Origin of the sequence: Glutamicibacter nicotianae (assembly GCF_002797775.1) — a bacterium.
Lineage (GTDB): Bacteria > Actinomycetota > Actinomycetes > Actinomycetales > Micrococcaceae > Glutamicibacter > Glutamicibacter nicotianae.
In genome coordinates this window covers 927,969-940,212 of sequence record NZ_PGEY01000001.1, presented here as the reverse complement: position 1 = coordinate 940,212, position 12,244 = coordinate 927,969, and the positions used below count along the sequence as shown (strand labels likewise).

At 51.4% G+C, this 12,244-nt stretch carries 13 protein-coding genes; 2 read left to right on the top strand and 11 right to left on the bottom strand.

Features of this window, described 5'->3' with window-relative positions; all coding sequences use genetic code 11:
- Positions 1 to 112: 112 nt before the first annotated feature.
- The 10 genes from ATK23_RS04265 to coaD form a co-directional block, all read right to left on the bottom strand.
- Positions 113 to 574: an FAD synthase family protein gene (locus ATK23_RS04265; protein ID WP_066137925.1), complete on the bottom strand. Its 462-nt coding sequence runs from the start codon at positions 572 to 574 to the stop codon at positions 113 to 115.
- 156 nt (positions 575 to 730) lie between these two features.
- Positions 731 to 2,101, bottom strand: coding sequence for a stealth family protein (locus ATK23_RS04260; protein ID WP_157066306.1), 1,371 nt, complete (start codon positions 2,099 to 2,101; stop codon positions 731 to 733).
- Between the two features lie 217 nt (positions 2,102 to 2,318).
- Entirely contained in the window at positions 2,319 to 3,209 is an 891-nt protein-coding gene (locus ATK23_RS04255) for a glycosyltransferase family 2 protein (RefSeq protein WP_083515407.1), read from the bottom strand.
- 38 nt (positions 3,210 to 3,247) lie between these two features.
- Complete coding sequence (locus ATK23_RS04250; protein ID WP_066137920.1) at positions 3,248 to 4,069, bottom strand: CDP-alcohol phosphatidyltransferase family protein; 822 nt, start codon at positions 4,067 to 4,069, stop codon at positions 3,248 to 3,250.
- The gene (locus ATK23_RS04245) at positions 4,066 to 5,103 is read right to left on the bottom strand and encodes a glycosyltransferase family 2 protein (protein WP_066137917.1); all 1,038 of its coding nucleotides are present in this window, start codon (positions 5,101 to 5,103) and stop codon (positions 4,066 to 4,068) included. The genes ATK23_RS04250 and ATK23_RS04245 overlap by 4 nt, the downstream gene beginning before the upstream one ends.
- 7 nt (positions 5,104 to 5,110) lie before the next feature.
- Entirely contained in the window at positions 5,111 to 5,968 is an 858-nt protein-coding gene (locus ATK23_RS04240) for an ABC transporter ATP-binding protein (protein ID WP_083515462.1), read from the bottom strand.
- Between the two features lie 10 nt (positions 5,969 to 5,978).
- Positions 5,979 to 6,827, bottom strand: coding sequence for an ABC transporter permease (locus ATK23_RS04235; RefSeq protein WP_066137914.1), 849 nt, complete (start codon positions 6,825 to 6,827; stop codon positions 5,979 to 5,981).
- A 136-nt stretch (positions 6,828 to 6,963) separates the two neighbouring features.
- Complete coding sequence (locus tag ATK23_RS04230) at positions 6,964 to 7,929, bottom strand: LCP family protein (RefSeq protein WP_245858297.1); 966 nt, start codon at positions 7,927 to 7,929, stop codon at positions 6,964 to 6,966.
- A 218-nt stretch (positions 7,930 to 8,147) separates the two neighbouring features.
- Positions 8,148 to 9,050 (bottom strand): UTP--glucose-1-phosphate uridylyltransferase GalU, encoded by a 903-nt coding sequence (galU, locus tag ATK23_RS04225; protein WP_038991437.1) that lies wholly within the window; start codon positions 9,048 to 9,050, stop codon positions 8,148 to 8,150.
- Positions 9,051 to 9,106: 56 nt separating this feature from the next.
- Entirely contained in the window at positions 9,107 to 9,577 is a 471-nt protein-coding gene (gene coaD, locus ATK23_RS04220; RefSeq protein WP_038991436.1) for a pantetheine-phosphate adenylyltransferase, read from the bottom strand.
- A gap of 112 nt (positions 9,578 to 9,689) precedes the next feature.
- On the opposite strand from coaD, the gene ATK23_RS04215 reads away from it, so the two are divergent.
- The gene (locus ATK23_RS04215; protein ID WP_066137908.1) at positions 9,690 to 10,901 is read left to right on the top strand and encodes an aminotransferase class I/II-fold pyridoxal phosphate-dependent enzyme; all 1,212 of its coding nucleotides are present in this window, start codon (positions 9,690 to 9,692) and stop codon (positions 10,899 to 10,901) included.
- Positions 10,898 to 11,680 carry a spermidine synthase gene (locus ATK23_RS04210; RefSeq protein WP_066137904.1) on the top strand — a complete coding sequence of 261 codons (783 nt, stop codon included), beginning with the start codon at positions 10,898 to 10,900 and terminating at the stop codon, positions 11,678 to 11,680. Before ATK23_RS04215 ends, ATK23_RS04210 begins: the two co-directional genes overlap by 4 nt.
- On the opposite strand, the gene rsmD is transcribed toward ATK23_RS04210, so the two are convergent.
- Positions 11,657 to 12,241: a 16S rRNA (guanine(966)-N(2))-methyltransferase RsmD gene (rsmD, locus tag ATK23_RS04205; RefSeq protein WP_066137901.1), complete on the bottom strand. Its 585-nt coding sequence runs from the start codon at positions 12,239 to 12,241 to the stop codon at positions 11,657 to 11,659. The two genes, ATK23_RS04210 and rsmD, sit on opposite strands and share 24 nt — an antisense overlap.
- Positions 12,242 to 12,244 lie beyond the last annotated feature (3 nt).

The window sequence follows — 12,244 nt, the reverse complement described above, 5'->3', positions numbered from 1 at the left end:
GCCCCACTTTCCGAAGCGCGTTCTTGACGCTGGACTTAATGGTGGCTGAAATATGGTCGCTAGACATGGGAACTTTCAAAAATCTAGAAAAGCAGGAATGCAAACGGACTAACTAGCTCAGTTCTTTTACGATCTGGCTCAGGGTGTCTAGCGTGTCCTTCAAGGAATCCACGTGGCGTTCATCAAATTGGCTCAGGACACGTTTCATCTCGGTAGTTGAGATTCCCGAGGTACGAGGAAGGTAAACAACCTCGACTTCATCACCAAGGTCGTCGAACTTTCCCTTCCAGTCCTCACCAATGCCAAACACCTTGGCATCATACTTCTTGATATCCAGGCGCTTCTGTTCCCAATTTTCTTCTGGGATCGCAAGATCAACGTACTTGATGGCCTGCACGATTTCACGGCGCTGTTCGAACGGTACAACGGGCTTCTTACCCTTGATTGCATTGAACTCGTCCGTGGATACGCCAACTACCAAACGGTCGCCCTTGTCTTTCAGACGCTTCAAGATGTTGAGATGACCAATATGGAAAAGGTCGAATGTTCCATAAGTCAGTACCGTCTTGGTCATTGGTTGCCTCCTGCTGTTATTACCGGTAGCACTAATTCTCTAGGACTACCTCACCCGTCGCTGCACCGCAGCACCTGGCACTTTTGTTACTTGAACGATAAATAATGCTTCACAAGTCTGTCACGCACAACTTGATGAAACCTGAGTGCTTCCGGACTACTTCTCGAAAGAAGACTTGTACGGGAACAGCGTGTCGAGAACGCTCTTTGCCATCCGTCCGCGTTTTTCGGTTCCGCTGACGCTCGACACTTCATTGAAGCAGAACATCTGTTTGCCACGCCCGCGCACCAGCCGAAAGAGATTCATTGGCAAATGTTCGCCGCCGAGATCAACGTAGGAATAATCGATATCCACAGGAACGCCAATGCCTTCAGCTGCCGCCACGTAATGTGCAAGTGAGGACGGTAATGAAATATCGTCTACGTGCCTAAATTTATGCTTTGCGGTGGCATCAACTTTTTCGGTAAACGAACGACGGATTATTTCGTGGACGCTCTTCCGCTGGGGGTGCGCAACATGGCGAAACTTCAGGGCAGTCGTCTTCCCATACTTATCCTGAATCAGATCGGCATTAAGCTGGGCTGCTAGGTTTACTGCAAGCCTCGGGTTCGATGCTTCGGCATAATGCGCCTTGGCCAACGAATACTTGACGGAGCCGCTGCCGGTATAGAACACGTTCGGTGACATCGGACGCCCAAAAAAGATGTCGTCATTCACATATATGAAATACTCCGACAGGCCCTCGATATTGGAAATTTGCGTTTCAATCGCATGCGAGTTGAAAGTCGGTAAGCATTCAAGCGGGGAATCAAATATCTCGCTGTGGCTCACCAGCTTGATCTTGGAATTCTCCGTATTGAGCCAATCAGGAGCTTGCCCTGCCGTCACTAAATAGATATTGCGAATCCATGGCATATTCATTTCCAAGGAACGCAACGAGTATTTCAATTCGTCGCGAGACGTGTATCGTGCCAAATCGCGGCTACTCGGATGAGATGCGCCGGCTGGGATTGACTGCTTAAATTCCCGATATGCTTCTTGCCAAACCGGATCTGCCGAATCAACCCACGTGTATACAACATCGACCGGCTCAGTGAAATCCTGGATATCTGGCATTGGTGACTTGCCATCGGAATAAACCGCCCATATCGCCCCTAGACCCGAATGGCGTCCTACTGGCGTACGTTGCCCAGGCATCTGACCGTGAACTGCCCATACGCTTAATGCACCATAGCTAGCTGCGTCCAAACTTACTCTAGTCAGCTTGTAGCCGGCGCCCTGGAGTGCTGTGGAAAGCTTTTGCCAGCCCGACTTCGCAACCGTCGAAACCCCGCGTAGCGTGTCATCCAGATACGCGACCCCTAACGAGGTCGCCATCGCGCGGGAAGCATCCACATTGGTCGAACGGATTTGTTCGATATCAAGATCTACTGAACTTTGGTCTCTGGTAGACCATGCAAGAACTTTCTCCCAGAAGGCATCGGGTAGCTTACGACCAAGCTGGCCCCTCCATCCACGGAAACTCAAATCTCACACCATCCAGCACTTGTTGTTAGATCACGATTAGCCAATTCGCTTCGCTACATTCATGAACATTTTACAGGTTGTTCACTTTGGACTTGAACGACCAAATAACCATATTAGTCCAATTCGGTTAACTCGTTACAAGATGCAACGACAGGCGTCAGCATAACTAGCTAAGACAATTCAGAACAGTCTCCACGTGAACAAGGTTCGAATATGCCTAAATAATAGGTGGACGACCAGAAAGCGTCATGCGCAACAAGGTACTCCACCGAAGCTTGGCACGCGGTTCGCGGTACCACGGGCTGCCCTTCCAGCCGGCTTTCCAGCCTGCTAGATACTGTCTTACAGCAGATCGATTTTTCCGTAATCGCAGACACTCGATCAGCGCCCATGAAGTTGGATAGATCCACGCAAATGGGACTGGCAGATTACGACGAGCAAGCCAAACACGATTGCGTGCATTCAACCTATAGAACTCATCGTGACGCCGTGGATCAACCACGGGATGGCCGATTCGCATATCACCTGCGTACCAGACGTAGGTGCCGGTATCCCAGATCCGCCAGGCAAGTTCAATACCTTCATGTGCATACCAGAAGCCGCCAGCCCAGCCACCCGTGGCATCGAAAAGCGCTCGAGTAGTAACTAGGCAAGTCTCCCCAACATGGAAAACCTTGCTTGGCTCGGCGGCAGTTCGCTTCTTCAGGCGAGGGATCCAACGAGTGGGATCCAGATCGCTATGTTCAGGATCCGTGATTCGCGGCTGCAATAAACCTAGCTTTGGGTAATGCCTAAAGCGCTCTATTGCGGAAATCAGGAAATCATCGTCAAGGAACCAAGAATCATCATCCAGGAAACAAAGATACTTACCCGATACTAGGGAAACTCCTGCATTTCGCCCCGCGGGGATCCCAAGGTTCTCAGGCAAGTAGTGTGTTTTGATGCTTTCGGGAATCTCCGTGGGGTCCCACCCGTTGCCGACAACCACTGCATCGATTTCTACGCCGCGTTGGGACAGCAATGAGTCCAAAGCTCGGCGAAGCTCCACAGGACGGTTACCCATCGTTAGAACGACCACGCCGATCTGCGGTGCGAGTTGTTGACTCATGCGCTACCCTTTCGAATCAAATTCAATGGCGTTGTTCCTTAGGCCTTCAACCGCGCAGAAACCATGTTCGACAGAAAATGACCAACATTAACTAGAACGCACGCTGGAACGAGAATCCAGATCAGCCACTTCTCCGCCAGTCCAGGTGAACCGATAACGGCAGAAATGATTGAGCAAGCCAAAATGATCAAACTCAGTTCGACCGCATGCAACAACTTGTGAAACGGGAGGAACTTCGCGAGGGAACGCAACCGACCGATGATCGTCGTAGTGGGCACTGCGCGGGCAGCTGCAGTGTCCGGCAGCCTTGGCAGCCCAGCCATGCCGCGGGCAGCATGTACCATCAGTGATTGCGAACGATTCAGCACTAGAACCACAGCCAAACAGGCACCCATGAATAGTGTCGGCCAAGCCTGCGCTGCAGTCGCACCATCAGTTGAGAGCTCCTTGAACACTCGATAGCCGAGGGCAATCGGAATCAAAGCCTCAGTCGTGTGGTGCCCAACCATATCAATGAAAATGCCACGAGGAGATTGGGACGCACGCCAACGTGCCACTTCCCCATCCGAGCAATCGAAATACAACTGCACCTGGGACAACACCACGGCCAAGACCGGCCCCCAAATGCCGGGGATAAGCAGTGCCAACGACATGCACCAACCGGCCAAGATCATCAATCCCGTAACCCCGTTGGCACTGATCCTTGTACGAACCAATACTGCGGTCAGATAAATCGAGATATGACGCAGGTAAAGTTCAGCTGTCCAGTGTTCAGCATTCTTCCGCGCTTTGACTTCCGGGGGCTGGCATACCTCGCGCAGTTGATTCAGCGTAGGATTTTTCGGTCGTTCTACGCTCATTTAACGCGTCCTTTATCCACTGTGCCAGCGGCACCGAACAATCGACCCTTAATGTAACCGGCTGCCCAGGGCAGGTGAATCGCCTGGAACGCGCCGGCGGTTAGCACCTTTTCTTTGACACCCTGCGCGTTGGATTTGAGGCCTGCAGCAAGAGTGGCGGCTGAATACACCACGGGTGCTAGACGAGCTGTGTCGACCACGAACTGCACTGGTCGTGATACGTGTCCCCTGATCAGAGGGGATACGGCCATTGCGATTAATCCCGCTCCTACCCCGACAAGCAGAACGGGAGGCATGTCGTGGCGGATCGATTTTCCTTCTGGGAATCGCCGTGCAATCTCGCCCCGCCACGTTCCCGAAGCGTAGGACTGGCGCGCCAATGACTTGAAATTATCACGCGGGTAATAGCCCACCTTTAATTCTGGATCGAACCATACCTTGTGGCCGGCCTGACGAATTCGCAGGCAAAGCTCCCAATCTTGCGCGCGCCACATGTCTTCATCGTAAAAACCGACTTCGTCGAAGACCTCGCGTCGGAAAATCCCAAGATAAGCGGACTCAGCTTCGCCTTCTGGAGCGCCCGAATGATAAGCCGGGCCGCCGAAACCGAATTTTGAGTGGTATGCAGCAGCGATAGCACGTTGTTTCGGCGTACGTCCTCGTGCATCCATGAGCCCGCCCACGTCATGGGCGCCAACTCGGAATAGCGTTTCCACGCCACGGCGAGTGTAGTTTGCTGGTAGCTCACTATGAGCATCTACCCGCATGACAATGGGGTGGGATGACTTTTTGACAGCTAGATTCAGAGCAATTGGAGTACGACCTTTAGGATTGTCCACGAGGACAATACGCGGATCTGACTCAGCCAAGCGGGCAGCAACTGAATTCGTACCATCGTCACTCGGCCCTAAGGCTATAACTAACTCTTTTTCGCCATCATAGTCTTGAGACAAAATCGAACGAACGGCCTCTTCGAGATAATCAGCTTCATTCAACACAGGCATGACGTAGGATACGCCAGGGTTTTCAGTCATTCGTCACTTACTTTTTATGCTGTTGATAGGCCTTAATGACCGTGTCAGGATCGCCGTCCATTTTCTGGACGCCCTTTTCTATCCAAATACAACGGTTACAGGTTTCCTTGATTGAATTCATAGAATGAGAAACAAGAAAAACAGTGCCGGCGTTCTCACGGATTTCGCGAATCTTCGCTTCACTTCGCTTACGGAACTTCGCATCACCAACGGCCAAGGCTTCATCGACAATCAAAATGTCATGCTGCTTTGACGCAGCGATGGCGAATTTCAGACGTGCTGCCATGCCAGAAGAATAAGTTCTCATCGGGAGATCAATGAATTCTTCCAATTCAGCAAACTTTGTGATTTCCTCTCTCATCTTTTCAACCTGATCACGGTTGTAGCCAAGAGCCAATCCGCCCAAGGTAATGTTCTTATCCCCAGATAGGTCCGGGATCAAAGCAGCGCCGACGCCCAAAAGACTGGGGCGGGAGCGCGCGTAGACGGAACCCGAGGCCGGCGGAGTAAGCCCAGTGATGGCACGTAACAGTGTCGACTTTCCGGAACCGTTTGAACCAATGATTCCGATGGATTCGTTTTCGTAGGCGACAAACGAGATGCCTTGAAGCGCATGAACGGTTCTCACTCCACGCATCTTAGGTTGTAAGAGCCTGCGAGCACCAGCGTTGCCGACAGCTTTACCGCTAGAAAACACTTGGTACTTCACGTGCAAATTATCAACCATAACAACAGGCTGACGACTATCGTCGATCTCTAAAGAGGATTGTTTGACTTGATCTGGCTGAACAACATCTATAAATGATGTGTCATCGGAAAAAATAGGGGCTGGCTCATACTCAGGATGCAGTCCTGGGTTGATCAGGTCATCAAAACTAATTGGCACGACCGTAACGCTCCTCAGCCTTCCAGAAGAAAATAAGTCCAAAGACAAGCGCGGCGATCGCCCACGCTCCGATTACCAACCATCCAAACGGATTATATTCAGCGTTATCCATAATCATGGCGCGAGCCAACTGAAGGGTTTGATAAAGCGGATGGTAGTCAAAGACTGTTACGAGCCAAGGCCAACTAGCGAGGATACGGTCAACGCTAAACAATACGCCAGAAGTATAGAAAAGCATTCGAGTCACCAACGGCAAAATTTGGGTGAAGTCCCGTACATGGACCGTTATTCTTGCACAAATGAGCGCTACGCCCATATTGAATACAGTGAAGATGGCGATGATCGGAATAATGCCAAACCAAGTCCATTTAGGGACAGTGCCGAGTATGACTGAGTAGAGGAACATGACGATAAGCATCGGCATCAGAGTTAAAAAATTCTGAGTTATCTGTGCGACAGGAAGGCTTAATCGTGGGAATGATAAAGATTGCACTAGCGCCTGGTTACCGGTAATCGATTTCGCGCCGCCATTCATTGAACTAGTGAAAAACTCGAATAAAAAGACACCAATCACCACGAAGACAGGGAAATCAGCGGTTTTCTTATCGCCCTGCAGGATACCGAAAATCACGCCGTACATGACGGCGTTGAGCGTCGGCTTAAGAATTACCCAAATCATTCCCAGCCGATTCTGCTGGTTCTGTTTTTGCACCCGAGCCTTAGCTAGCTCATATATGAATTCACGGCGTTCCCAGGTCTGCCTCAGATAGTTAGCCAACGATGGCCGCGCACCAACACGGTGCAAGCCATACTTGTCGGCCTCCTCTGCAACTGTCATGCCCAAAAGTCCTCATTTTCTTATGCAAACTACTGCTCGGTTCGTGAGCAAAGATGTTCAAAGTCTAGTAGATAGCTCGCGTGAACCCCGCACTTTAGGATACGCAACACACGAATTGTCATGTCAGTCACGTTGATCAGTTCGATTCTGGTGGGTTTTCAGCCAAGTACTCCCGCATGGAATCGGTACGAAGTGCTTCGCCAATTTGTTCGATGGCGGTAACACTGGCTAACTCAATCGACTGGCCATCGACGCTAGTTGCCGAGCCCGCAGTCGGCATCGTAAACATGGCCATGTTCTTTGTATCGACATTTTTCAACTGCAGACCAAGCCCAACAAGTGTGGCAGCATCAAAATTCTCGTCCAAAGTCAGGTATGGAGAAACCTTATCGACGATTTCGTATAACTTTGCAGGATTCGTGAGTGTTCCAGAAGACAACAATTGGTTAGCGGCTGCAGCAATGAATATTCGTTGATTCGCCACTCGTTGATAATCGCCGTTCGAGAAGGACTTTCGTTCTCTCACGAATCGAAGTGCGCGGTCGCCTTCCAACGTGATTTCACCAGTTGGGTAAAAATAGTCAGTGTCGTTCGCAGTAAATTCTATTTCGTTGTTGACCGTCACTCCCCCAAGAGCTGTTGACAGCTCCTTGAAACCTTCAAAGTCGATCATGGCAACATGATCAATCTTGGTTCCGAAGAGCCCCTCAACGGTTCTCAAAAGCAGTGGAACCCCGCCAAACGAAATGGCCGCGTTCAGTTTGTTTTGGCCGTACCCGGGGATGTCAACGTACATATCTCGAACCATTGACATCACGTAAATCTGGGAACGATCTTCGGGGATATGCACCAACATCATTGAATCGCTTCGCTGCGAAACCGGGCCCTGTAAGGCTGCCGAATTCTCCGTGTCATCATCAGCATGATCGACACCCAGCGTCAAAACGTTCATGGACTTATCATCTGGATCTTTGACGGGTCGCGCTAGCTGTTCGGCTTTAGAGAATTCCAAAGCCACCGTATTACTTTTCGTATTGAACTGGCGTTGCAGGTCAAACAAGATGTATCCAAGAGCCAGCATGGCGACGAGCACGATGGACATCACTAGGACTATGATGCCCTGTGTTCGTTTTTTCTTCTGTCGGATTGCTCGGTTCTTCGCACTACGTGTTAGGAGTAGCGAGTTCCCATGTTCTTGTGTTTTCAATCAATCTCCACCGGACCGTGATCCCCCAATGTCAACGCAGTATGGGGCGACTTTGCGCAATCAAAAAGACTACCCAAGAAAATTGTGATTATCCTGAGTAGTCTTAGTCAGGTTCAAACGTCGAGATCCTGCACGAAGGATTTCAGCCACGTCTTCAATCCCGGTCCAAGATCCTCATTTTCAACAGCTAGGCTGATATTCGCTTGGAGATAGCTCAGTTTGTCCCCAGTGTCGTAGCGACGGCCTCTAAAGACAACAGCATGCACTCCTGAACCTTCGCCTTCGGAAGTTGCAAGCTCTTCTAGGGCATCGGTTAATTGGATCTCGTTTCCGCGTCCAGGAGCAGTGTGCTCCAGAATCTGGAATACCCGAGGATGCAACAAATACCGTCCAATTACTGCGAGGTTACTGGGGGCTTCTTCAACACTTGGTTTTTCTACAAGTCCTCGTACGCAAACGAAATCTTCGTCTTCGACAGGAGCTACATCAGCACAGCCATAGGAACTTATTTGATCCGGTTCGACTTCCATCAGAGCGATGACTGACCCGCCGGTCTTTTCTTGTACCGCGATCATCGTGCTCAGTAGGTCATCGTTCTCATGGATTAAGTCATCGCCGAGCAGCACGGCGAAGGGCTCATCGCCTACGTGCTGCTTCGCGCACAATACTGCGTGCCCCAATCCTCGCGGATCGCGCTGGCGGATGTAATGAATATCGCCTAGGGCGGTGGCTTCCTCCACCAACGAGAGCTTTTTCTGGTCATCTTTAGCCGCCAGAGAAGCTTCTAGAGAAGGAACCCGATCAAAGTGGTCTTCTAGAGCACGTTTATTTCGCCCTGTGATCATCAATACGTCGCTGAGACCAGCACGAGCCGCTTCTGCAACAACGTATTGGATCGCCGGCTTGTCAACGACAGGGAGCATTTCTTTGGGCATTGCTTTCGTCGCCGGCAAAAAACGAGTACCGAGCCCTGCGGCGGGAACTACGGCTTTGGTTATCGGACGCGATATAGACATGATTTTAGTTTTCCTACCTATTGTTCGGCTGATGCCCAACGTTGCTTCGAATGTGCTCAGTGCGTTGCTAGTCGTTTGATAACAGCCCGCGGGAAGTACTCATCAACGTCTCCACCAAGTGCCTGTACTTCCTTGAGCAACGAAGATGACAAATGAGTGTAGCGCGTATCGGCCTGAAGGAAAACAGTTTCAACACCAGTCAGATGCCGATTCATTGTGGCCATGGGAATCTCGTATGCGTAGTCAACCGTGCTGCGTAGTCCCTTGACAATTGCCTCGGCGCCCTGCTCCTTGCAGAAATCGGCCAGCAGGCCTTGGCCCATGGGCACAGCGGAAACCCCACGCAGTCCCCCGACAGTCTCCTCAACCATCGCTACGCGCTCATCTTCGCTGAAGCGGTACTTCTTGGAGTAATTAGTGGACACAGCGACGATCACCTCATCAAACAGGCTCGCTGCGCGCGCAATGATCTCGACGTGTCCGTTGTGAATTGGGTCAAATGAACCCGGGCATACCGCTCTTCGCATGATCTGAATCTATCAAGAACTCTCGCCAATTCAGCGAACTGGTATGAATGTCTCGTAAAGATTCAATGACTTAATGCCCAACTTCCCCTATACACGGGACGATAATGGAAACATGAGCATTGAATTCACTCCATGGCAGCGGACCGCCCACGGTGCCAACCTACTAGATTCCACTGGCCGCCCGGGAGTGACCATCTTCGAAGAAATCACGGGACTGGCGAACCTTCATCAGGCAATTAACCTTGGGCAAGGATTCCCGGATTCCGAAGGGCCGGAAGAAATCAAGAAAATTGCTATTGATGCGATCGAGAATGGCGCTAACCAGTATGCGCCCGGTTTAGGAACTCCTTCGCTCCGCGAAGCCATAGCTGCCCACCAGGAGCGCTTCTATTCATTGAAGCTCGACCCCGAATCCGAGGTAGTTGTTTCGACCGGGGCTACCGAAGCTATCGCTGCTTCCTTGCTTGCTTTCCTGGAACCTGGCGATGAAGTAGTGACCTTTGAACCGTATTACGATTCCTATGCGGCCATGATCGGGTTGACCAACGCAGTGCATAAGGTCATTCAGCTCAAGGCTCCGAAATTCGAGCCGGATATGGATGACCTTCGACGTGCAGTCACAGACAAGACCCGTGTAATCGTTCTGAACAATCCCCACAATCCAACGGGCACAGTTCTAGATGTTTCGGTGCTTCAGGAAATCATTGCCCTGGCACATCAGCACGACTGCATCATCATCTCCGACGAGGTCTATGAACACCTCTCTTTCGGTATTCGGCATGTTCCGATCGCGAGCTTGCCAGGTGGATTCGAACGAACCATCACCATTTCTTCGGCAGGCAAGTCTTTCTCCTTTACCGGCTGGAAAGTTGGATGGGCAACCGGCCCCCGCGAGCTGATCACTGCCGTCCGTACCGTAAAACAGTTCCTTACCTATTCCTCGGGCCCTGCGTTCCAACCTGCTGTCGCACAAGCCTTGAATCTTCCTGATGCCTTTTTCGAACGCTTCGCTGCCGATTTAGGACAGCAGGGAGAAATTCTCGCATCAGGCCTGGAACAAGTTGGGATCCCAGTTATACGTCCAAAGGGCACCTACTTCTTGGTTGCTGACGTACGCAGCTTTGATCTGAACGACGCTGCTGAAGTAGCACGCATGATGCCCGAGCGCGTAGGCGTTGCGGCGATTCCAATGTCTGCGTTTGTCCATCCCGAGAATCAGCAAGACTACCAAGGACTGTTGCGTTTCGCTTTCTGCAAGAAGCGTGAAGTCATTTCCGATGCCGTCGAGCGCTTACAGCTGCTGCCAAAGGTGCTCTCCCGATGACGCGCAAGCCTGCCAAACGGTGGCTCGGATTCATCCAGGAACACGCCACTATTTACGACGATGATCTGATCCCCGGGTCGAAAATACTAGCGATCGGCGATGCGCCTCAATCCCATGTGAATCTTTCCCATCCGGAAGAAGTGTTTTACGAGTATCTCGCACGCATAGCTAACCATCTGAAGGTCTTGCGCCCAGAAAAGCACCCATTGAAGATGCTTCATCTAGGTGCAGGTGCATTGACCTTGGCCCGTTGGGCGAGTGTGGTTTACCCATCGAGTATCCACGTGGCTGTAGACATTGAGCGCGAACTTCTTGATTTCGTTCTCACGCATCTTCCGTTGCCGGATGACTGCCACTTGTCACCGATCGTCGCCGATGCGAGGAGTGTACTTGCCGAACAACTTGCTGGTGAGAAGTTTGACGTCATCGTCTTGGATATTTTCTCTGGCCCGGAAGCACCAGAACACCTGACTATGGCGGACTATTACGCCGAACTCAAGAACACTTTGGCCAATGACGGATTGCTCTTCGTGAATATCGGCGATGATCCGCCCTTGAATTTCACTTGCACCCAAGTCGAGGCGGCAAACTCCAGCTTTGAGTTCGTGATGTTGAGTTCAAGTCCGGAAATGTTTACCAAGCGCTTCCCAGGGAACTTGATTCTCACAGCGTCGCGCCAACACTTTAGCGAAGACCAAATACTCCAGTGCCAGGCAGCGGGACCGTACCCGTCAGAAGTTCTCCATTCGATGGATCTAGATGGGTTCTGCAAACCATAGGTGCGTTTCGCCGTATTTCTTGTCGGCGAACTTCTGCATGGTGCTTGGCCATGTAGGTTCCGGTGAGCGCCCGGAACGCTCCACAATCACTGTCGCATCCTCAGCCAGGATTTTGGATATTTTCTCGAGGGTGAGAGCCAGTTCTTCTTCAGTCAGCGGGTAGGGAGGATCCAGCAAGACAATGTCAAAGGTCTTGCTGGGCACTCCCGAAATTGCGTTGTAATAGCCGTCCAGGACACTATCAACAGTTCCACGCTGTACCGTCACCGTATTAGCCTTCAACACCTTGTTCACCAGTGACGCGTTTTGCTGGCAAACAGAAACCGCCTTCGGGGCTTTTTCTACCAGAACAACCTGTCGCGCACCGCGACTGGCCGTCTCGATTCCCAGCGACCCCGAACCGGCGAAGAGATCCAGCACTCGGGCGCCGGCAAGAATATCCCAGCTATCCAAGCGGGAGAAGAGGGCCTCTTTGACACGATCCGTTGTCGGGCGCGTTGCATCACCCGGTACGGACTTCAGTGGATGCCCGCCGGCAGCTCCAGCGATAATACGGCTCATTGC